The following is a 20,219-nucleotide window of genomic DNA, read 5'->3' as shown; positions in this document are numbered from 1 at the left end:
GCGGGGCCTTGGCCTGGTTCCTGCACGCCCCGATCCGTCAATCGGCGATCACCGCCCAGCCACGCATTTGAAGGTTGGCCAGCGTCATCATCGCCGACAGATCAACCTTCACACCGGGCGCGACCTCGCCCTTGCGGAAGCCTTGATGGGCCAGAGCATAGTTGTACCAGCGCACCTCTACCCCGGCGCGTTCCAGCGCCTCGATCAACGGCAGATTGGGGTTGCGGGCTTTGAAACGCGCTTGATGGGCCGTTTCATTCAGCAGGCAGGCCATGCTGGTCTGGGCAGAGGCGGTGATGCTGGTGGCGCAGACCCATGTGCTCGGTGCCGCCTATGAGGCCGCTGCCGCCGTGTTTTCCGAGAAAGAATTGGTCGACCTGACCATCGCCATAGGCCTGATGAACGCCTGTAACCGCATGGAGATCAGCTTCCGCGTCGTGCCACAGGTCGCTGCCGTCTAAGCTGGATGGTGGATCACTCCGGGTATGCCGGAGCGGTCAACCTTTGAGAATGAGACAAATGAAAGGGCGATTGCGACGATTACGAACCGCCCCCTTTGGCATTCGCTTTCTTGGCGCTCCCGGCGAACGGCCACAGCCGGACGGGGCTTCAACCGGCAGTTGCTGACCAACCCAAGACATCCTGCGCCGTCAATGTGAACGTCAGCTTTTGCCAAACCCGCCATTCAGGTTGCGCAGGCCGGGCCTTCGGTCAGTCGCCGTTGGCATCGACCATAAATGTCGTGGGCTTGCCCCGCGATGCCGGATCCCATCCTGCTGACAAGGCCGCCCGCACGCCTCGCGCGGCAATCGTGTCATTGATGTGGGTCCGCCCTTTCGGCAATCCTTTCAACAAGCGTTTGGGCGTCGGAAATTCCAGCACGGCTTCGCGTGGCATCCCTTGCTGGCGCAAGGAGACGGTCATGCCCTTCCAGCCATCGGATGAGGAGAGCTGGGGCTCGCTCTGGAGTTCCCAGTCATATTTGAAACCGTCGATTTCAACGGTGCCGCCACGGCCATTCGTATAAAGCATGGAATGCCTTTAGCAGGCCCGCGGCGGCATGCCACCCCTCACCGGTGTCGCGGGGCTTTTTTGAAGCCCTCGTTCGTTTAGGTCAACCAGTCGGCTGTGATCTCGCCCCTATGCCCCTCCGGCGCTAGCGCGGCGCGCAGGGCTTGCAGCAGAGGCGGCAACGCCTGTGTAAAGGCGTAGGGTGGGTTGACGATAAACAGGCCCGCGCCGTTGTAGATGCCGGGCTGATCGGCATCATAAAGCCAATGCTCCACGTTCAGGAATTTCGGGATGCCGAGCTTGCGCAACTGGTGCTTCCACTGCGCATGCGAGGAGCGCTCCTTCAGCGGATACCAGATCACCGTCACGCCATGCGCCCATTTGCGATGTGCGGCGGCGAGGGTGGCGGTGATGCGCGCGCGTTCGTCGGTCTGTTCATACGGCGGATCGACCACGACCACGCCGCGAGGCGTTCGGGTCGGCACCATCGCCAGCCACAGTTCGTAGGCATCGCGTTCATGCACGGCGGCTTGTGTGTCGCGCATCGCGCCGCGCAGGGCATAGGCGTCCTCAGGATGTTTTTCGTTCAGGATCAGCAGATCCTGCGGGCGCAGAAGCTGCGCCAGAAACCGCGGTGAGCCGGGGTAGAGGCGTGGCTCATTCCCACCATTCACCGCCTGGACGGCGGCGCGATAGTCGTCGAGCAAGGGATTCGTGTCGGCAAAGGCCCGCAGCACGCCCTGGGTGGACTCGCCGGTGCGTTGGGCCTCGTCGCCGTAAAGGTCGTACAGGCCGCAGCCCGAATGGGTGTCGATCAGGGTCAGCGCGCCCTCTTTTTGCTGCAAGGCGTGCACGAGGGCAATCAGCAGGCTGTGCTTCACGACATCGGCGCTGTTGCCAGCATGGAAGGAATGGCGATAATTCATTGAGACTTCAAAATCCTGACGATCTGCCTTTACACGATCCGCTGGAGGCGGAAACCGAGTGCGAGGCGATTGGAGTAACCCGATCCGGTGCTCTTATCGAGCCGGACGGAAATCTTCAAAGCACTTCTGCGCAAGGCTCCAGGGCGCGCCAGCGAGCGCAAGCGAAACCGAGACTGCGGTTTTGAAAAGATAACAAACGAGCACAGATCGCGATCTCCATCGAAATTGGCGTTGTGACTAAGGAGTGGCCGATGCAGCGGCGCAGTTTCAGGTGCTGGACGGTGCGCCTGGCGCAAGCCGGCTCGGCTCTTCCTGTGATCCGTCCGCTACGCGGGGAGCCGAGGCATCTGTCACGGCGCCTGAACGTGCTTTTCCCATAACAGGCCGGCGGCAAATTGCTGCGATAATGTCGAATTTTTCCAAGTTCCTTGCCGACTGCCATGCCATCGAGCATCTGTGGCGCCAAATTGCCAGCAATGGGAGCTTTCGAAGCATGATCCGTTTCACGATGTTAGGCCTGTCGCTTCTCGCGCCTACGGCGGGGTGGGCGCAGGTTGCCGATGCTCCGGCAGTCGTGCCATCGACACGGTCGATGCGGATCGCCTTTCCTCCGGAAGGTCTGGCCACCATTCCCATCCGGCAGGTGAAAGGCATCATTCTGCTGCCTGCGCGGATCGGTGAGCGGCAGGTCGATGTGGTGTTCGACAATGGCAGCGATACAACGATCATCGATGAACATATCGCACAGGCCAGCGGGATGAAACTGACCAAAGCCGTCAGCCGACTTCATGCCGGAGCAATGGTCATCCCACTGGGGCTGGCGGAAGGCGCATTGACGCTTGGCGGATCGCTACGGATCAGTGGGCAGATGATGGAGGCGGATCTGGGCAGGATGTCGCGGGCGCTGGGCACGCCGGTCGCTGCGATCATCGGAACCGATGTGCTCTATGGGATCACCGCGGTCATTAATCCGGCGAAGGGCTGGATGGCTGTCGCTCTGCCCGGCCATATGAACGTCAGCATGCATGCCAATATGAATTTCGGGGCGACCAAGCCGACAAGCGAGGCGGTCAATGCCCTGATGCCCAAGCTGATGCCGGCGACGATACCTTTCGATGAGCGGCAAGTCGTCAAGGCCACGGTCAATGGCCAACCGGTCGATCTCAAGCTCGACTATGGTTTTAATGGCGCCATTTCGTTGCGCGAGGACCTCTGGCAACAGGCGATCCCGCCGGAAGATCGCTCCGAGGAGATCAACAGTGCGACGATGGCGGCGGGCAACACCGTAACGGGGCGCCTGGGCACGGCCAAAACCTTGAAGATCGGCACCTTGGCCGCCGACAATGTGCCTATTTCCAGCGCAAGCCCTGCTGACCTCAACGGCTATCAGGGGCGGGTCGGATTGTCGGTGCTGGGCACGTCAGTGACGGTGTTCAGTATTGGCAAGCGGCAAGTCATGATCTTTCCTGCCAATCAGGATGTCAGCGTTTCGCCATAGGTTGGCGTTGCAGATGCCGCATCGCTTTGCCGGTGAGCATGGCAAACAAGTCGCCGCCAGTGACCGGTTGCCCACGCCAACTGATCCTCGCGCCGGTGATGTTCGGCTTAACAAATCTCAAGGTCGTTGTCCGAAAGGCACTGCTTCAGGTGCAGTTTGAAGCACGCCGGGTTTTTCGCAGGAGATGAATGGCTGGCTGCTATCGAGGAAGTGGCCAGCGGCCCTGAATGGCGGGTTTGCCAGCGCTAATCAACTGATTTGACGCAGCAGATGATTGATATGATGTTCTGGCCGGATGGCATTAAGCCTCCGCCATTTCAGTCTTGGCGGACATAGGTCCCGGTATCGAAGTTGCGCATGAAGGCAGCGCCTACCGGCTCATCAATCAAAGGCAGCCAACTGTCGTCACGGTTCAATACCTTTGCCAATGCTATGTAGGACGGCTGGCGTTCCTCCATTTGGGCATCCGTCGCATCGCCCCGTCGCCCTCGGATACGCCAGCCGCTGTCCGGGAAGCTGTCACCTTCGGGTGTTGGGTCAGGTTCTTCACGATAGATGTATTCAACCGGTTCCAGCCCCTCCAACACGCAATCATCGACAAGACAGCGCTCCCAATACTCCCGATATTCCGGCGAGGGTGGGGCTGTCTCGGGCTCGGCCCAGACGATGGCGAGGATTTGATGTCGCTCGAAGTCGACAGGATCGCCCAGCGAAATAGGCGCAGTGGGCTCGTCTGGCTGGTTGCTCAACTCGCCGTGAAGGTGATCGCCTTCCACCTGGCCCACTGTCACCCACATGCGTTCGGCGGCCCAGTTCTCGGTTTCATGAGTATACTCGAACAGGAGCTTCACGAGGTCGCCCGGCCCCACCGCGTCAAGTTCTGCTTTGCCCGGCAGGAAGAACGAATAGGGGGCCTCTGCCGCGATAGGGCGAGGGTCGCCAAGGGTATAGGCGGGCGCTGCAACTGCGGTCATGACGGAAGGCTAGTCGGGAAGGTTCTGCGTGTATAGCCTCTTCGGCGCCTTGGGCTTCAACCTCAGGGCGCCTACCTTTATCCCACCAGCCATAAAATACTGGATATCTCGTGCTCGCCTCGATCAATGCCGACAGCCTCACCCTTGCTGACCATGGCGCCCGACTGTTTCGGAGCGCCGCACTCCGCGACCTCCCCGGCCTGTTGACCGCGCTGGCCGAACTCCCCGACGAACAAGCTGGGGTTCGCATCAGTCGACTGCCGGGCCTGCGCCCCTACCTCGCTCCCGGCAGTTCCATCGGCGCTGTGGCCAGCCGTGCCTTGGGGGCTGAGGGCAAACCCGTGCGGGCGATCCTGTTCGACAAAAGCGAGGGCACCAACTGGTCGCTGGCATGGCATCAGGACCGCACCATTTGCGTGGCCGAACGGGTAGAGGTGGACGGCTTCGGCCCGTGGTCGATCAAGGCCGGGCTGCATCATGTCGCCCCGCCCTTCGATCTGCTGGCCCGGATGGTCACGCTGCGGGTGCATCTTGACGATGTGCCCGCCTCCAATGCCCCGCTGCTTATCGCCCCGGGCTCGCACAGGCATGGCCGAGTGCCGGTGGATGAGGTGGAGGGCGTGGCCGCCCTTTGCGGCACGGTGGCATGTCTCGCTTCGGCCGGGGACGTGTGGGCCTGCTCCACGCCAATCCTGCACGCCTCGGAGGCTGCGAGCCGTCCGGCGCGACGGCGGGTGCTACAGGTCGATTTCAGCGCTGATACCCTGCCCGGCGGGCTGGAGTGGCTGGGGATCTGACACCTGCCTTCAAGACAGCTGGAGGGTATCGGGAGCCCTCGGACAGGCGTGCTGCCGAACCGCAAGTCGCAGGATGTCATTGCGGCGATCGTCCTCGTCACGCATGAAATCGACCGCGACCCAACTGTCGGCATGGATCGCACCGCCCTGTGTCTCGACACGGTGCCAGGCAAAGATTCCCTGACCGGCACCGTATTGGAACCTCTCGCCCCCGACGCTCCATACCTCGTCAGCGTTTACTGTCTTGCTGGCGTAGGGTTTGCCGGGGTGGAAGCTTTCAAGGCAGCCTTGAACCGACTGATAGGTGCCGGACCGAGCCTTGGCCCGCGTCTTGCGGACATGGCTCAACTCGACAGCCCCGCCGTAGACCGCCACCATGATCCACACCACCACAAAGACCAAGAACCTGATGGGCCGCCGTCCTCGACGCCATTCAAAGGTTGCGATGGCCGCAAGCAGGACAGCTCCAAGCCCGAAGACGACAAAATACTCGTATGGCGGTGTGATCGCCTCGGGATGGGTCACCAAGTCAAACACAATGGTTGTGGGTGCGGGAGGTATCGGCATTGTCCTACCACTACCACAGATTGCCCAGGTCCGTCATGATCCCAGAGTAAGGGACAGCGCATCGCCGCAGTCAGAGGCATGTCAATACAGAAGGGAAAGGGCGGCAAAGTCCCGATGGCGGTAATTCGGAATTCCGGTGGACGAGGTCAATGAACGGCCGCTTTTGAAGACCGGTTGCGGGCATTTGAATAACCGGTCTGTTAGCGGAGGCGATGGGCGAGGGACATTCGACAGGTCAGCATTTGAGGTAAAGACCGGGCTTTTTGCTGGCCGAATGGTAAATCCATACCAGTTCGCTATCGACGCGTTCGCCGCCTCTCTTCAATAGCTGACCTCAAGCGTCATAACCACGAGCTTCCCCTTTATCCGGCTCACCAGCGTGAGATCGCCACTCGGCGTATCCGGACTTTGCATCGCCATCATTGAGATACTGACCGCGTCGAGCGAAAACAGCGGCTGATCGGTTTTGGCCGACGGTGCTGTGATGAGAGTGCTTTGGGCCTTGTCGTCGATCCACGCGCCGAAACCCCAGGACCTCCCGAGGAGTCGCAGATCGCGTTCAAGGTTTGGAAATGCACGCCTCTCACCTTCATAAAGATTGTGATGCTGGCAAGGTACCTGTGTGAGGTGCCCATTTGAGAGCATGCCCCCCTCGTAATTTGCACCGAAGGCGTAACACTCACCGTCGCTGAAAAATAGAGTAACAGGCAGGAAGCCGGGAGATTCGGCTGCCACGAGATGCCGCTTCTTCGTTTCGGTGATGGAAAAAGCACCAATCAACTTGGCACGTGGTGGAAAAGCACCAATCGAAGCCACATGCGCTGTAGCATACCAGTTTGGATAGGCGAGGTTGAGACGTATCAGCTTCGAAACGCTGTCGTCGTCGATACGAGCGAGATGCGGGGCATACGGATCGTCCACCGGGGCCACTCCAGGGTGGGATATGTTGCCGCTGTATCCGCTGGGCGGGATAGATTGAGCATTGGCAATCGCTGAAAGACATGAGGCCACTAGCGTGGCTAGAATCCCGATCGTTCTTCCCTTGCTTCCCATCCGCTCCTCCATATGTGATCCATTCCGTGAGACATGAGGGCATGCCGGGACCCTAAGGACTGCAATCGCTTTATGAACGGCATGCTACGGCGCTGAATCTCGGGTTTCAAGAGCAGAGGATTCCACTGGAAGGTCGGCTGGATGCCTGTTTCAGTATCGATCGCTAAAAGCGGGGATTGAACCGCGCCGGGCCTGCTGGAGCCTTGGTCTCTTTGAGACGTACCCAACAGAGACTGGCTTGGGGTACATGGAAACCGGATCAGGCCTCCCATCGCCTTCGCAGCATGTGAACGAACAGCCGCTATCGGGGATGTGCTTCCAGCGGTCGGAAGACAGCTTTGTTGACTTTAGCGGATTAGGGGTTTCTTTAATTAATTTGCGTTGAAAAGGCAAGATTTATTTGATGGTCATTGCAGAAAGGCGATCTTGCAAAAATATATATTCCATGCATTATTGGTATAAGTGTCATCTATGAAGCGAGGTTGGTGGAATTCATTATGCGCCTTCACCTTCTTGTGTCATTGATGATCGTAAGCGGCTTGGTGGTTTTCGCCAAGGGAGGGCATGCTACCTCCTCATCATGCGAACTCCCTTCCGGTTGGGTGGAAGTCGAGCAGCGCAAACCCCGCTATGTGGTCTTTGGCGAGTGGCATGGCACCGCGCAAAGCCCGGCCTTTGTGGGGCAAGTGGCTTGTGCCTTGGCGGCATCGGGTAAAAGTGTGCTTGTGGGCGTGGAGTTGGGCTCCACCTTCGATGCCCAGATGCAGGATGCCTGGGCAAAGCCGCATGACCAGTTTGCCGATGCACTGCGCAAGGCGGGGTGGGCCGGTCGGAACGATGGTGTGGCCAGCGAGGGGCTGTTCACCATGCTGGTCAAGCTGCACGCGTTGAAGGAGAAGGGGAAGCACATCGCGATTGTGGCGTTCAGTGGTCCAAGGAATGCCGAGCAGGCAAGCAAGTTTGCGGAATTGCCAGGCCAAGGGCCATATGATGCGGCACAGGCGGAGAACATTGCCACCGCATCGCGAGCACACGCCTACGATCTCACGCTTGTCCTCGTCGGCAACGTCCATGCTCGTTTGCAGCCTGTCGCCTTTCGCGGCAGCAGCTTTCAGCCGATGGCCATGCATCTGGCTGCTACGGGCCCGCTGATCTCCCTTGATATGCGGACGTCCGGGGGCACGGCGTGGAATTGCCAGTTGCGGGAGGGCATCAAGCCGGAACCGGGCAAGCCGATCCGCAGTGCTGATTTCGTTTGCGAAAATAGAGTAGTGTCTGCGGATCCTGGTCAGCCTCCGGGTCAGGGGATCGTCCTTCAGCATGTCGCGGATGGTGCCTATGACGGGACGTTCTGGCTGGGCCATGTGGATGGATCGCCTCCAGCTGTTCCCGGCGGCTAGGGCAACGTTCACATAAGCAGAAGTGCGCATTCAGCGAGCAGAGCCGGCGCGGGGAAGTTGAATCCCGCAGGTTTTTCGGGAGGTGGCACTCTTTTAGTGTTGAATGAAGGGCTGCTTTGAAGAACTCCGAAGCATTGTATGGTCGCTTTGTCGGTGACAAGTGTCTCGCCATGTGGAGAGCTATGCCTCGATGGGCGGCGCGGGCTTGGCATACAGAATGTCCGCGTCCGAATCCCGGATCGGGAAGAGCTGACGATTGTTCACGCCCAATCTGTGAGGTGAACAATCTCCGGTCGATGATATGTTCAGCCCGCCAGCGTAAGCGCCGTTGGGGAGAATGGATAGCACCCAGTCCTGATCGAACTGGCAGTGCTTGGGGCTGGTGAGGGAGCGGGGATGTTCGGTGCCCGCATGGACACGCAAGGCACATGGTCGGCGGCACATGCCGCGGCGTGGGCGCAGGACGTTAGGGCACCGTGGCGGGGCACACATTCGAAGCGGACATTGGGACATTCCGATGGTGCTGGGGCGGGTGCTTTGGTGGATCTGGGGTAGAAGAAGGAGGATTGAATAGTGTGCACGATCGCGGCTGACAGTCGCGACCGGGTTTCGATCACCCAGATGGCTCAATCAGATCTGGAAGCTATTGGATTTTTGTGCAATTCATATGCGCAAGTCGCAGAGGAAACCAAAACATCTCACCAGCCCCCATGATATGAGATGATCCCTCCAGTGAAGATCTACTCCAACTTTCTGCAACGATCTGTTGTGCTGAGCCTGCTGGTATCATCTGCGCCCCCCACGACGTGGGCGGTCCCACCGCCGCCCCCGCCGCCAGCGGTTGTTGCAAGAATGGTCGCGGACTGCCGCGTACAGCCAGCCGAGACAATTCCGCTCACCCGCACCGTTGCATCATTGCCTCAGGCACCTGCTCTGTTGAACTTGGGCTGGGCCATAGCCGTAACGCCACCTCCGGGCACCCATATCGGGCGCGTCATCGGACTGACCTTGACGCAGAACGGTTCGATCGTTGCGGCGACAGATCGAGGCTATTGGCTTCGCGTCCCTTCCTCCACGGATGAAGCCCGCGCTGCACCCGCGCAGCCGGTCGCCACGACAATTCGTGACTTGCCAGGGCCACCGTGGCAGATGAGTTTTGCCGGTTGGTCGGGCGAGCCGGGCTATGTCGGCCTGAATGTCTGGGTTGCCGTCAAGGGTGAGTCCAGATTGTTGGGCTATGAAATAGGTGGCTGCTTTCCTGGTGCTCGCCCCATAAAAGGTGTCAGGCAGCCTTTTACGGATGGTCTCGTTCGTTTATTGCCTACAACGGATGGGGCGCGCCTGTTGCACAAAGGGGCGGATGGGCGACTGAGTATCCTGCGGGCTTTTTGGGGTGTGTCAGATGATCCAAGCATCGATGGCTCGGCCTCTCCATTGATGAGCACTGCTTCGCTTGCCACCAGAATTCCCTTGGCGCTGGGGTGCGATGAGTTGATCTTCCAGCGCCAGGGGCAAGGAACCCATGTTCTGACGCAATGTTCGCCAGGCTTCGCCACTGAGGAAAAAGCTCTTTGGGTCAAACCTCAGCATCAGCATCGCCAACCAACGGAAATCACTGCCCTGCGCGATATCGGGGTGATCGATGCGCCGATCGTCGCGATTTCTGACGCGCGCTTTCATTTCAAGAGTTTACCGGAAGCTGTCAGACGCGGAGATCGAAATGATCCTGGGCAACCTTGTTCATTTCTGCTTGCTGCTCAGACAGACTCAGATGCTCCCGTAACGATTTACGGCCTACAAACCTACTGCGCTTACTGGCCTCGCGACCCATCAGGTGCGCCATTTCCTCCTCCGCCGCCGCCACCTTGATAGACATGATCGACTTCAAATTTAACCAGGCGTTCTCAGGTGACCTCGATCAACACCGGTGTGCTTCACATCAGCATCTCGCATACTGATTGGTTCCGGACGACTGCGGCAATTTGAAGCGCTCAATGGTGTGATCATCCGAGGGAAAATCTCAATGGGCGGACCAAAATTGCACCATATTGTTGATATGCTTGCCAGACTGATTGGCTTGATCGTCCTGTGTGCGGTCCCTCTCCCAAGTCATGCCGGGGATGCTTCAACATCGCCTGTCAAAGCGCAAGGCGACGCTGCGCAGGGAACATATTTTCCTGAGGAGGCGGAGCGCTGGATACCCTTTACCGGCCTTGAGGACCAGCAGATCGTTATTCCAGCATGGATCGACGGCGAGTCTATATCTGCCCTCATCGACACGGGTACACCCTTCACGGCGATCAGCGCCTCCTGGGCAAAAAGCCACGGCGCCGCATTATCAGCGGTAGAGAACTCGACGGGCCTTGGTGGACGCGAGGTGCACCTTTGGCAAACGGCTTTGGGATCGCTCAGGTTCGGTGGTTATGTGCAGAAAGGTGGTGTCATCTCGGTTATGGATCTGGACGGAATCAACGCGCAGCTTCCAAATCGCCGCATTGACATGATCATCGGATTTGCAGCGCTTCAGCACTTCGTCACCGAGATTGATTTTGACCAGGTGCGCATACGGATTCACATGGCAGCATCTTCCCCTTCTCGTGCAAGACCTGTCCCGACAGAGTTGTCACGCGACAAGGAGCGGCTGATGACAAGTCTTTCACTTTCTCATCGCACAATCGGCCCCTTGATGATCGACACGGGCGATTCAGGCAGCTTGAGCATTTACAGATCTGTTTTGGGAGCGGACGCGCCTCACTGGCGGGTAACCGATCTGGAGTCGGTTGGTTTTGGTGGTGGCTATACGACAGATTATGTCCGCCTGAATGGCATTTCATGGGGCGGCAACCGCTTGGGTAATGTACCGACCACGATCGATGGGAAAGCGATCGGGGGGAGTGGAAGCGGGCGAATTGGCATGGAGATGCTCGAACGCTACAATCTGTTTATAGACGGCCCAAATGGCCGATTGCTTCTCACGCCGCGATCACGTCGCCCCAGCCCGCCTGTTGTGTCGAACATGGGGATTCAGGGCGACATGACGGATCAGGGGTGGCAGGTTACGCATGTCATGCGACATTCCCCCGCCCAGGCGATCGGTCTTCATGATGGAGATCGGATTTGCGCCGTTGATGACCAGGCAATGACAGCGAAATCGCTCATTCCGCGCGGGCGCGATGGTAGTGTGATGCACCTGTCTCTGTGCGATGGGCGGAAGATAGTATTGAAGCGCCGAAATTTTTATTGATGATCAGGATGCAGCTACGGCCTGAGTGACTGGCCTGCTGCCAGTATTTTTGACACAACGGGAAAAGCCGGTTCGGAAGCGCATTTCGAGATAGAAATTCCATATAATCTGTGAGAAAATCTCCAGATCTCGGCATGGAAATCGGATATGAAGCGTCTAATCCTCTGCGTGCTTTCGGTTTTATCGACCGCTGATCAAGCCTTCGCTCAATCGCCGATCCACCCCTGTCCTATGGTGGAAGCTAAGTCCCTGCTCATGGCGGGAATCTTGAACGACCCTAAACATCAAAGCAATGGGTTGATCTGGATAAGCCAACTGCGTGGCGGCAATAACTGCAATTCAGATGGACCAAACCTCAACTGTGCCCTGTCCGACCCAGGGTTGGTTCGTGTCAACGTCCTTGGGTTGGACCATTCTTTGCAGTCCCAACAGGCGAGAAGGCGCAGATAGTCGTCTCGAATGGCAAACTGCCCGCATGCGTGGCTGGGCAGTTCTGAAATAAGGGCCTTCTCAAGTCCCGCAAGCATCCTGCCTCGGTCGTGTTGCCTGAATGACAGTTCATCGCGATGAGTTTTCCTGATGCAGTGTCGTTTCACACTGCGTGAGGAGAGTGCATTGGACAGGACCGGAGATCACTGACGCTGCTGGCCGACGTGCTCGAACGCGTCGGCAAAGGGCTTCCAATCAGCCGGGTTCAAGAACTGCTGTCGTGGCATGGGAGTATTTGACTGATGGCAGCCTTCAAACACCTGACGCTTGCCATGATGCTGTTAATGCCCAACCTGTCTCCGGCGGAATCCCCTATCTGGCACCTGCCTCATATTGCTCCCGCGCATTACGCCAGTTCGAACTACGGTATCACCTTTCATGTTCCGCGATTGGCAACCTACTGCCCGTTGCCGAAAGATTGGGTCGGGTCAGATCACGGCACGATCATCTTTCTGGAACGGCCCAAACGTTGTGGTGGGGCTGGTTATCCATCAAGCAGCAGAAATTATGAACCCGACAATCTGGCGGCCATCGATCTTTACTACGGCTACTGGTTTGATGAGGGGGATGCGCCGGCTTCACCATGTCACCAGGTCGCCACCATCATATTCCTTGGTACTTCGCGACCCGTTTGCGAGGAGCGCAAGGGGCGCCAAATCACACGCACGGTAACCGCCAGATATCAGGCTGATGCTCCCGCCCAGGCGGTACTGACCCTGAGGACCCGTCACAACCGGCTTCAAAGCGACATGATAACCTTCCAGAAGACCGCCGCAACGGTGCGAAGCTGCAAAGTGGCATGGATCGGGCCAAAGGGGAGCGTATCTGCTGGCCACGGGCTTCCATGCCCGAAAGGAAGCCGTTGGTTCTAAGGGCGCGCCCAGCTATAAGATTGGAGTTGAACTGAGCCGTCCCGTGTTCGCCGGATGCCTTTCCGCGCGAGATGAATGGACGGCTTATCAGCGACCGTAGATCGACCGCTGTTTGGAATTGAGGTGTCAAAATTAGCCGTCTCGTCGAAGGCGGCTAGGCCAACCGACGCGCACAAGCGTCTCATCCGGGCCATTCAGTGCAAACTCATACATACCCCAAGGCTTATCGGCAGCACCTTCCTTTTCAATGATTTCGCCAGCGAAGGCGGCGGCTAAAGCGTCCACGTCCTCGCGATAGAGGTAGAGGTCAAAAGGATTTCGCCCCGGTATAAGCCAGCCCTCAACCGCGAGATTAAGGTGGATAGTCCTCCATTTCCGTCGCTCAGCATCCGATACTCATCGGGACTTCCGTCCTCGAGAGTGAAGCCCAGACGCTCGAAAAAAACGCTGTGCCGCGTCGAGATCATTGCAAGGCAAGATCGCTGTCATTCGTTGATGCATCAGCCCGTCCTTTCGCATGCGGCAATGATCTGGCTAACATAGCTCGATGGGAATGCCGAGCCGAGCTCGGGCACCGGAAGGCTTTTACGATCGCTTGGAAGTCATAAAGTGTCGTAAAGGAGTGGCGCGTCAGATAAGTTAACTAAGAAGCTATTTTTCCATAGCCTCCCCGGCCATGTCTTCCCCAGCCGCACGACGGGCCAACATGGCGGAACCTTCACGCTCGTCGGTCCCGAAGGCCCGGAGCCAGCAGGTGCGGTCCGCGCGGCCGCGCGCGATATGCGGGCAGGGTTCACCTGCGAGGCTGCTCCGATGGGCGATATCGCCACGGACCATGGTAGGATTGGCTGGTCGCCGCCCATGCGCTGATGCTGGGAAACCCGGCGCCTGCGGTCGACCGGTGCATGCTGGAAAGCATCACCCTGCCGGGGCTGGACCGCGCCGATTTCGATCCCATCGACTTTACCCCCGCACAAGCCGAGGAGATCGCCGCTGGCATCGCCGAGGGTAGGGCGTTGAGCAAGGCCGCCGGATTCAGCGGGCGGCGGATGGGCAACTGGATCTGTCCGGCGGCGAACACGGGCAATTTCTTCCAGGCCTATCTGGGTTGCGCGGGCATCGCCGTCTCAGACTTTCCCGCGCTGCCGGTGGCCCGCCAGCGGGTCGTTTCTGGTCCTGCTGCGAGCCTATCTGCCTGGAGTCGCGATTATCGGCCAGACATACACGCCTCCCGCGGTTGAGCTGGTCGGGAGCTCACAGGAAGCAGACAGAATACCGAGCCGAGCGACACATCAAGGCAAGCAAACGTCGCGTGAACGCATAACCGCCTCCAAGGCTCCGATATCGGTTGCCGAAGGGCAGGCTTGGCAGCGAGTGGCGAAGCGCTGATATACCAGTGGCCCCGGAAACATCGTCCAATGCGAGGCGCAATGCTGTGGTTGCGCCCCAATTGGCCATCATTCGATCTGCGTGACAAAGCGGGCGCAGCTGTAAACGGGCCTGCCCAGCGTCAACAGCCGGTAGGCCAAGGCAAAGCAGCTGGATGCCAGACCGCAATGGCGGGCAACATCATAGGTTTCCACCAGCCGCAGCCTCGGGATGGCGCGGGTGATCTCCTCGGGGCGGCGCAGGCCCCAGGCGAAGCGGGCGCCCGTCTGCGACACGCTGGGGTGACGGTGCGACTGGCTGACCATCAGGGGCGAGGCAAGGTCGAGCGCCAGCGTCAGCCCGGAGCGTCGTGCCGCCGCCGTTTCGGCCAGATCGCTCAGCCAGCGCATCCCCTGATCGGGCTGCAGATACATTGAGACCCCCTCGGCGATGACCATCACCGGACGGTTTTCGCGCCATGGAACCTTGTCGGCCCAATCCATGACCCTGGTGCCATCGCCCGGCAACAGCTGCACATTGGGCAGTGAGGGGATGCAGGCCTGCCGGAGCGCCACGACCTCGGCAGCATCGATATCGACCCAATCGGTGCCGCCGAGGTCGTGCCGCTCAGGCATCAGGCGGTTGGCGCGCGTATCCAGCCCCGATCCGATCGAGACGATCAGGCCATCCTTGTGCCGCTCCAGCCATTGCCTCACCATCCGGTCAAACCATTGGCCGCGCACCACCGATCCGCGCATGCTGGCCCGGTCATGGGCAAAGCGGGCGGGATCGAAATCCAGCGCTTTCCCCACTGCCAGCGCGGCCGGATCGGCAAATTTCAGATCGGGGTTGAGCTGTCCTGCCAGCAGGCGCGCGGCCAGCGTAATCAGCAGGGTTTCGGGCACCCCGCTCAGGGTCGATGTGGTGACGGAGGGCAGGGGATGCTTCATGATGGTATGGTCCTTTCATCATCGCGCGCCATGTTGGCGATCAAACCACGACCGGCCTGCCCGGATCAGGGCCAGCACGATCAGCCCATTGCCCAGATCATCCCACAGCCCGTCCCCGATCAGGGCCATGATCAGCCCGGCGAGCATCGTCAGGCCGACGGTGATCGGCGGCTGGACATTGGTTGTCATGGTCGCCCCCGCTTGCCCCACCACAGGCGCAATCCCGTCCACAGCACATGGATCGCCAGCAGGTCGAGGAGAGCCCACAGCAGTTTGAGCCCCAGCCCGCCATAATCGCCGAAATGCAGCGGCTGGGCCATCATCAGCATGGAGATATACCAGGGGATGGGCGGAATGGCGCTGACCTGTCCGCTGGCCGCATCCACGATCACCAGCCGCATCTGCCGTTTGCGCAACCCATCCATGCCGCGCAGATAGACGCCGTAATGCCGGGCATCGGCCATCATCGAACCGGGCAGGGCGATAAAGGCGGGCTCGGTGCCGGGTAGGCTGCGCTGAGCGGCCTCAAGCACGGCGGCGGGCCCGGTACGGGGTGGGGGGATGCGGGTTTGTGCGGTGACGGGCTCCATCACCTGCCCGCGCCACTGTTCGAAGATCAGGCTGCCCCAGCCGTTGATCCAGCCCGTGGCCCCCACCACCAGCAGCCAGATCGCCAGGGTGATGCCCAGAAAATTGTGCCAGTCGAGATGGCGCCGCCTTGGCCCGGCGGACTGCCGGATCGAGGCATAGGCCCGCTGCCCCATAAAGGGCGCGTACAGCACGATGCCCGACAGCACCGAGGCCACGAAAGCCAGCGCGATCAACCCCAGCACGATGCCGCCGACCGGCCCCAGAAACAGCTGCGTGTGCAGGCGACGCACCATCTCCATCGGCCCCGCGCCCGCATCGGGTGGCATCACCTGCCCGGTCTGGCGCGACAGGACGACATTGATGTTGTGGTCGGGATAGGCGGTGATCGAGGGGGCGAGGGAAAAGGTGATGGCCTCGGGCGCATCAGCCTCCCAGACGATGAACTGCACCACGCGGTCGGGGTGAAGGGCGCGGGCGGCCTGCATCATTGCGTCGAGCGTGCCGGGCGAAGCGCCGACCCGCGCCGGGGCCTCGCCCAGCATGGCGCTGATCTCGCTCTCGAAGATCAGCGGCAGGCCGGTGAGGCACAGGATGAAGAGGAGCAAGGTGGGCGGCAGCGAAGACCAGCGATGCACCGCCGACCAGCGGCGCAACCCCCGCGATCCGGCCCGTGGCCGCGCCGGTGTGGGCATCGCGGCCACGCTCACAGCCCGGCGCGCAGCCGCAGTCCGAATTCGCGCCCTCGGCCCAGCTGATAGGCCAGACCCGCGCCGCCTGTGTCGAAACCATAGGTGGCATAGGTCTTGTCGGTCAGATTGTCGCCATAGAGGTCGATCCCCAGCCGCTCGTTCAGCCGCCACGACAGGCCCGCATCGACCAGCGTATAGGGGCCCTGACCCACCGCATTGGCCTCGGTAAACCAGATACGGCCATTGTGGCTGACCCCGGCATGGGGGCTCAGCGTGCCCAGCGATCCGGGCAGGGAGATGCGATAATCGATGTTGGCGTTGAGCTGCGCGGAGGGCGCATAGGGCACTTTGTGGCCGGTCAGGTCGAGGCCGGGTGTCAGCGCATTGTCGTAGCGGCTGAACCAGCTGCGGTTGAGCGATCCCGACAGGCTGATGGTGAAGGGATCGACCGGGCGCAGCCGCAAATTGAGATCGACGCCCCGGCTTCTGGCCGTGCCGACATTCTCCAGATATTGCACCGCCACCGTGCCGACCGGCAGCTGGAAGCCGGTGTTGACGATGTAATAGGCCGAGAGGCTGTAATCCACGCGGTGATCTTCGGTGTTGCCCTTCAGCCCGACCTCGATGTTGCGGGTGTATTGCGGCTTGTAGGCATAGGCCAGCGTGGTGGGCACGGCGGCGCGGGTGAATCCCCCCGCCTTGAAGCCGGTGCTGGCCACGGCATAGAGCCGCGTGTTCCCGTCCAGCCGATAGCCCAGCGCCAGCTTGGGCAGCACGCGGGTGGCATCGACACGGTTGCCATAGCTGACACTGGCATAATCGGCCTGCGCCTGCGTGCGCTCATTGGAGACACGCAGGCCAGGCGTGATCGACAGGCGGTCTGTTGCATGCCAGGTCAGCTCGCCAAAGGCGGCCAGCGTGCGGATGGTCTGATGGTTGCCCAGCGTCATGACCGGCATGCGATAGGAAAAGCGCAGATCCTCCAGATAGAGGCCCGCGACATAATCTATCTTTGCACCTTCTCGCGCGGGCGAGACAAGGCGCAGCTCCTGACTGAAGCTGCGCTGGGTTTCCGGGGCGTAATAGCCATAGATCGTGCGGTCGTAGGTGCGATCCTGATAGGCGGTAAGCGAGCTGACCGTGGCAAAGCCCAGATCGAGATGCGCGGTCAGCCCGAAACTGTCGCTCAACAGCCGGTAATGCGAGGGCATGTCGAGCGCGAGCCGCTGAGCTCGATAGGCCTCGGGCACGAAATACTCCTCGGTGGAGGCCATGCGGGCGTGGCTGTAGGAGGCCATGATGTCCAGCGGGCCGCCCTTGGGGGCATAGCGCAGGCGGGCGCGAATGTTTTCGCTGTTGGTATCGCCCACGCGCTGGCCGGTGACCATATCGGTCATCTGCCCCTTCTGGTGCCGCGCGCCCACACTGACATCAGCGTAAAGCGCATCCTTGACCAGCGGCAGATTGACCAGCGCCTGACCGCCAGAGCCCAGCGAGCTGACATTGCCCTCGACCTGCCCGCGCAGCTGATCGTCGGGCCTGCGCGTAACGACATTGATGACCCCGCCCAGCGCGCCGCGCCCATACAGCGTGCCCTGCGGGCCATAGAGCACCTCGACCCGGTCGAGATCGATCGGTACCTGACGGAAGAACAGCGCCTGATCCTGAGGCAGCCCGTCGACATAGAGCTGCGCCGCCGGATTGTAGTAATCGAGCGAGGCCTGACCGCGCATCGTCACATTGGTATAGGCCTGAGACGAGCGGGCGCGCAGCGTGATGTCGGCCAGCAGGCGGTCAATCTGCTCCACGCCCTGAAAGCCGCGCCTTGCGAAATCATCCTTGTCGGCCACGGCCACGGCGGCATCCAGATCCTGACTGGCCTGCGCGCGCTTGGCGGCGGTGACGATGATCTGGTCGCTGGTGCTGTCCATATCCGCGGCTGCGGCTGGCACGGCGGCGGAAGAAGTCAGCAACAATGTGGCAAGTTGGCAGGCAATGGACACGCGATGGATCTCCGGCGGGGCCCCCTCTGGCCCCGGGCGCCCTGTGCCGGATCGGGGCGGCATCGCGCTAACGCGATCGGGCCCGTCAATGCCGCGATCGGAACTTTAATTGACTTTGCGAAGCGTTCGCAATTAGAAGGGCGCATCGAGAGAAGGAACATCGGGTGGAACTGATCGAACGCGCCCCCAGTCAGGCCGACCATCGCGCTCAGGCCCCGGTGGGGTTGGCGCCGCAGGATCATTTCTCCGGCCTTGCGGGGCAGGACGATCCGCGCGGGCAGGGCTGGGTGGTGCGGCTCAACCTGCGCCCCGGATTTGACCTCAATGCCTATCATCAGCCCGTGCGCCAGGGCTATCGCGTCGAGGCAACCACCGAGCCTTGTCTGGCCATCACCGTCCTGCTCTCCGGGCAGGGGCACAGCGAGATTCTCGGCGCGGCAGACGATATGCAGGCCAGCACCTATCGCCCGGGCACGCTTTATGTCTCACTGGCGCGTGAGACCACGCGCGGCGTCGCTGTTTCCGAGGCCGACACGTTGATGCGGCTGGTTGAATTGCGGATGTCGCCGAGCTTTCTCGCCAGAACCGGCAGCCTGCCGCTGTTCGATGCCTTGTTCGACAAGGCAGGCAAGACCCATCCGCTCCATGCGCTGTCCACCCCGACCCTGTGGCTGGGGCAGATGCCCGCGCCCGGCCCGCTTCTGGCGCTGGCCGAGGCGATCCTGCGTGATGTCCGTCTGGGCGGCATGGCCGATCTACGCATCGAGGGGCAGGCGCTGGCCCTGTTCGACACTGTGGTGGCCTTGATGCGCCCGCCTGCGCCCGCGCTACTGGCCTGCCAGCGCGACGGCGCGCAACTGGACCGCGCCCGCTTGATGATGCGGGCCCGGCTCGATCATCCATGGTCGATCGCGGGTCTGGCCAAGGCCGTCGGGTTGAACGAGAAACGCCTGAAGCAGGGCTTTCGTCTGCGCTTCGGCCTGCCAGTCCATGCCACTCTTCAGGCCGACCGGCTGGATCATGCCCGGCAGTTGCTGGGCAGCGGCATGGTCAGCGTGACCGAGGCCTCTCTGGCGGTGGGCTATGCCAATCCCAGCCATTTCGCCCGCCTGTTCCGCCGGGCCTATGGCATGCTGCCCTCGGCCATGCGCCATGGCTGACACGTCCGGCTCCAACACCCCGTGGCGCTTCGCGGCGGCAGGGTTACTGGCCGTGTCGGGCGGGCGTGCTGGCGCAACCGCCCGCCGGGCTGATGGAAACCCTGCATCAGGGCCTCAAGCTGGTGCTGATGCTCAACGGTGCGCTGACCTGCGAGATGCCGGTGCGCGGCAAGGTCAATGTGTCCGGCCCCAGCCTTTGCGTCATCGCCGATCAGGGGTGGCACAGCGCTGTTCAGCTTTCGATCCCACCGCAGCCCTGCATTATGTGACGCTGACCATCGATGCGCAGGCCTGCGAGGATTTTCTGGGCAGCGAGATCGTGCCATGGTGCCGCAGCATCTATGGCCGCGATGCGCGTAGCGGCCCGCTCTTTGTCAGCCGCCCGGCGGCGCCCGCCATTCTGAGCCTCTCGTGCCAGATCCTGACCTGTCCGCTGCAGGGGCCGGGGCGTCGGCTCTATCTTGTCAGCAAGGCCTTGGAGCTGGCGGGGCTGGCCGTCGATCATCTGACCGCGCAGGCGGCGCGGCAGCCTCGGTAGACCGTCACCGAGATCGAGCGCCTCCATGCCGCGCGGAACCTGCTGCTGAACCGACTGGGCGACCCGCCTGACCTCAGCGAACTGGCCCG

20 protein-coding genes and 2 pseudogenes are annotated in these 20,219 nt (G+C 61.0%); 11 read left to right on the top strand and 11 right to left on the bottom strand.

Annotation, left to right across the window (positions count from 1 at the left end):
• Positions 1-37: 37 nt before the first annotated feature.
• Positions 38-274, bottom strand: a complete 237-nt coding sequence (locus HGK27_RS20220) for a DsrE family protein (RefSeq protein WP_206244642.1) — start codon at positions 272-274, stop codon at positions 38-40.
• Here HGK27_RS20220 and HGK27_RS20215 point away from each other — a divergent pair.
• A pseudogene (locus tag HGK27_RS20215) lies at positions 267-461 on the top strand (carboxymuconolactone decarboxylase family protein); the annotation flags it as partial. The gene HGK27_RS20220 and the pseudogene HGK27_RS20215 sit on opposite strands and share 8 nt — an antisense overlap.
• A 250-nt stretch (positions 462-711) precedes the next feature.
• Here the strand turns inward: HGK27_RS20215 and HGK27_RS20210 are convergent.
• Positions 712-1,032, bottom strand: coding sequence for a hypothetical protein (locus HGK27_RS20210; protein WP_206244640.1), 321 nt, complete (start codon positions 1,030-1,032; stop codon positions 712-714).
• A 77-nt stretch (positions 1,033-1,109) separates the two neighbouring features.
• On the bottom strand, positions 1,110-1,937 hold the full coding sequence (locus HGK27_RS20205; RefSeq protein ID WP_206244639.1) for a 23S rRNA (adenine(2030)-N(6))-methyltransferase RlmJ: 828 nt from the start codon (positions 1,935-1,937) through the stop codon (positions 1,110-1,112).
• 244 nt (positions 1,938-2,181) lie between these two features.
• On the opposite strand from HGK27_RS20205, the gene HGK27_RS20200 reads away from it, so the two are divergent.
• Complete coding sequence (locus HGK27_RS20200) at positions 2,182-3,435, top strand: aspartyl protease family protein (protein WP_206244638.1); 1,254 nt, start codon at positions 2,182-2,184, stop codon at positions 3,433-3,435.
• A 317-nt stretch (positions 3,436-3,752) separates the two neighbouring features.
• Here HGK27_RS20200 and HGK27_RS20195 read toward each other — a convergent pair whose 3' ends face one another.
• On the bottom strand, positions 3,753-4,409 hold the full coding sequence (locus HGK27_RS20195; protein WP_206244637.1) for an immunity protein Imm33 domain-containing protein: 657 nt from the start codon (positions 4,407-4,409) through the stop codon (positions 3,753-3,755).
• A gap of 110 nt (positions 4,410-4,519) precedes the next feature.
• Here HGK27_RS20195 and HGK27_RS20190 point away from each other — a divergent pair, with 110 nt between their 5' ends.
• Positions 4,520-5,206 carry a phytanoyl-CoA dioxygenase family protein gene (locus HGK27_RS20190; RefSeq protein ID WP_241127668.1) on the top strand — a complete coding sequence of 229 codons (687 nt, stop codon included), beginning with the start codon at positions 4,520-4,522 and terminating at the stop codon, positions 5,204-5,206.
• 9 nt (positions 5,207-5,215) lie between these two features.
• On the opposite strand, the gene HGK27_RS20185 is transcribed toward HGK27_RS20190, so the two are convergent.
• Positions 5,216-5,734 carry a hypothetical protein gene (locus tag HGK27_RS20185; RefSeq protein ID WP_206244636.1) on the bottom strand — a complete coding sequence of 173 codons (519 nt, stop codon included), beginning with the start codon at positions 5,732-5,734 and terminating at the stop codon, positions 5,216-5,218.
• Positions 5,735-6,094: 360 nt separating this feature from the next.
• Positions 6,095-6,694 (bottom strand): hypothetical protein, encoded by a 600-nt coding sequence (locus tag HGK27_RS20180; protein ID WP_206244635.1) that lies wholly within the window; start codon positions 6,692-6,694, stop codon positions 6,095-6,097.
• Between the two features lie 614 nt (positions 6,695-7,308).
• On the opposite strand from HGK27_RS20180, the gene HGK27_RS20175 reads away from it, so the two are divergent.
• The 4 genes from HGK27_RS20175 to HGK27_RS20160 all read left to right on the top strand — a co-directional run bounded on the left by HGK27_RS20175 (position 7,309) and on the right by HGK27_RS20160 (position 12,831).
• The gene (locus HGK27_RS20175; protein ID WP_206244634.1) at positions 7,309-8,226 is read left to right on the top strand and encodes a hypothetical protein; all 918 of its coding nucleotides are present in this window, start codon (positions 7,309-7,311) and stop codon (positions 8,224-8,226) included.
• A gap of 1,149 nt (positions 8,227-9,375) precedes the next feature.
• The gene (locus HGK27_RS20170) at positions 9,376-10,095 is read left to right on the top strand and encodes a hypothetical protein (protein ID WP_206244633.1); all 720 of its coding nucleotides are present in this window, start codon (positions 9,376-9,378) and stop codon (positions 10,093-10,095) included.
• A gap of 154 nt (positions 10,096-10,249) precedes the next feature.
• Positions 10,250-11,470 carry a retropepsin-like aspartic protease gene (locus HGK27_RS20165; protein ID WP_206244632.1) on the top strand — a complete coding sequence of 407 codons (1,221 nt, stop codon included), beginning with the start codon at positions 10,250-10,252 and terminating at the stop codon, positions 11,468-11,470.
• A 731-nt stretch (positions 11,471-12,201) separates the two neighbouring features.
• A complete protein-coding gene (locus HGK27_RS20160; RefSeq protein ID WP_206244631.1) occupies positions 12,202-12,831 on the top strand; it encodes a hypothetical protein in 630 nt (209 codons plus the stop codon).
• Positions 12,832-12,963: 132 nt separating this feature from the next.
• Here HGK27_RS20160 and HGK27_RS31100 read toward each other — a convergent pair.
• A pseudogene (locus HGK27_RS31100) lies at positions 12,964-13,332 on the bottom strand (VOC family protein).
• A 404-nt stretch (positions 13,333-13,736) separates the two neighbouring features.
• Here HGK27_RS31100 and HGK27_RS20155 point away from each other — a divergent pair.
• Entirely contained in the window at positions 13,737-14,072 is a 336-nt protein-coding gene (locus HGK27_RS20155; RefSeq protein ID WP_206244630.1) for a hypothetical protein, read from the top strand.
• Positions 14,073-14,288: 216 nt separating this feature from the next.
• Here the strand turns inward: HGK27_RS20155 and HGK27_RS20150 are convergent, their stop codons facing one another.
• The 4 genes from HGK27_RS20150 to HGK27_RS20135 are packed head-to-tail and all read right to left on the bottom strand — an operon-like array spanning position 14,289 to position 18,360.
• Positions 14,289-15,149 (bottom strand): class I SAM-dependent methyltransferase, encoded by an 861-nt coding sequence (locus HGK27_RS20150; RefSeq protein WP_206244629.1) that lies wholly within the window; start codon positions 15,147-15,149, stop codon positions 14,289-14,291.
• An 18-nt stretch (positions 15,150-15,167) separates the two neighbouring features.
• Positions 15,168-15,338 (bottom strand): hypothetical protein, encoded by a 171-nt coding sequence (locus HGK27_RS20145; RefSeq protein WP_206244628.1) that lies wholly within the window; start codon positions 15,336-15,338, stop codon positions 15,168-15,170.
• A complete protein-coding gene (locus tag HGK27_RS20140; protein WP_241127826.1) occupies positions 15,335-16,432 on the bottom strand; it encodes a PepSY-associated TM helix domain-containing protein in 1,098 nt (365 codons plus the stop codon). The genes HGK27_RS20145 and HGK27_RS20140 overlap by 4 nt, the downstream gene beginning before the upstream one ends.
• Positions 16,433-16,443: 11 nt before the next feature.
• Positions 16,444-18,360 (bottom strand): TonB-dependent receptor, encoded by a 1,917-nt coding sequence (locus HGK27_RS20135; RefSeq protein WP_206244626.1) that lies wholly within the window; start codon positions 18,358-18,360, stop codon positions 16,444-16,446.
• A gap of 236 nt (positions 18,361-18,596) precedes the next feature.
• Between HGK27_RS20135 and HGK27_RS20130 the strand changes: the two genes are divergently transcribed.
• The 3 genes from HGK27_RS20130 (at position 18,597) to HGK27_RS20120 (ending at position 20,130) form a co-directional block, all read left to right on the top strand.
• On the top strand, positions 18,597-19,592 hold the full coding sequence (locus HGK27_RS20130) for an AraC family transcriptional regulator (protein WP_206244625.1): 996 nt from the start codon (positions 18,597-18,599) through the stop codon (positions 19,590-19,592).
• Positions 19,593-19,657: 65 nt separating this feature from the next.
• Complete coding sequence (locus HGK27_RS20125) at positions 19,658-19,861, top strand: hypothetical protein (protein WP_206244624.1); 204 nt, start codon at positions 19,658-19,660, stop codon at positions 19,859-19,861.
• Positions 19,810-20,130, top strand: coding sequence for a hypothetical protein (locus HGK27_RS20120; RefSeq protein ID WP_206244623.1), 321 nt, complete (start codon positions 19,810-19,812; stop codon positions 20,128-20,130). The genes HGK27_RS20125 and HGK27_RS20120 overlap by 52 nt, the downstream gene beginning before the upstream one ends.
• Positions 20,131-20,219 lie beyond the last annotated feature (89 nt).

The organism is Novosphingobium terrae, from assembly GCF_017163935.1.
In the GTDB taxonomy this organism is placed as follows: domain Bacteria; phylum Pseudomonadota; class Alphaproteobacteria; order Sphingomonadales; family Sphingomonadaceae; genus Novosphingobium; species Novosphingobium terrae.
Note: the sequence above shows the minus strand (reverse complement) of the source record. Positions and strands in the feature narration are given on the sequence as shown.

What these genes read in the sequence shown, in the direction of transcription:
- HGK27_RS20220 (WP_206244642.1), bottom strand. Translation starts at nt 274, where the DNA reads ATGGCCTGCCTGCTGAATGAAACGGCCCATCAAGCGCGTTTCAAAGCC.
- HGK27_RS20210 (WP_206244640.1), bottom strand. Translation starts at nt 1,032, where the DNA reads ATGCTTTATACGAATGGCCGTGGCGGCACCGTTGAAATCGACGGTTTC.
- HGK27_RS20205 (WP_206244639.1), bottom strand. Translation starts at nt 1,937, where the DNA reads ATGAATTATCGCCATTCCTTCCATGCTGGCAACAGCGCCGATGTCGTG.
- HGK27_RS20195 (WP_206244637.1), bottom strand. Translation starts at nt 4,409, where the DNA reads ATGACCGCAGTTGCAGCGCCCGCCTATACCCTTGGCGACCCTCGCCCT.
- HGK27_RS20170 (WP_206244633.1), top strand. Translation starts at nt 9,376, where the DNA reads ATGAGTTTTGCCGGTTGGTCGGGCGAGCCGGGCTATGTCGGCCTGAAT.
- HGK27_RS20165 (WP_206244632.1), top strand. Translation starts at nt 10,250, where the DNA reads ATGGGCGGACCAAAATTGCACCATATTGTTGATATGCTTGCCAGACTG.
- HGK27_RS20160 (WP_206244631.1), top strand. Translation starts at nt 12,202, where the DNA reads ATGGCAGCCTTCAAACACCTGACGCTTGCCATGATGCTGTTAATGCCC.
- HGK27_RS20155 (WP_206244630.1), top strand. Translation starts at nt 13,737, where the DNA reads ATGCTGGAAAGCATCACCCTGCCGGGGCTGGACCGCGCCGATTTCGAT.
- HGK27_RS20150 (WP_206244629.1), bottom strand. Translation starts at nt 15,149, where the DNA reads ATGAAGCATCCCCTGCCCTCCGTCACCACATCGACCCTGAGCGGGGTG.
- HGK27_RS20145 (WP_206244628.1), bottom strand. Translation starts at nt 15,338, where the DNA reads ATGACAACCAATGTCCAGCCGCCGATCACCGTCGGCCTGACGATGCTC.
- HGK27_RS20140 (WP_241127826.1), bottom strand. Translation starts at nt 16,432, where the DNA reads ATGCCCACACCGGCGCGGCCACGGGCCGGATCGCGGGGGTTGCGCCGC.
- HGK27_RS20135 (WP_206244626.1), bottom strand. Translation starts at nt 18,360, where the DNA reads ATGGACAGCACCAGCGACCAGATCATCGTCACCGCCGCCAAGCGCGCG.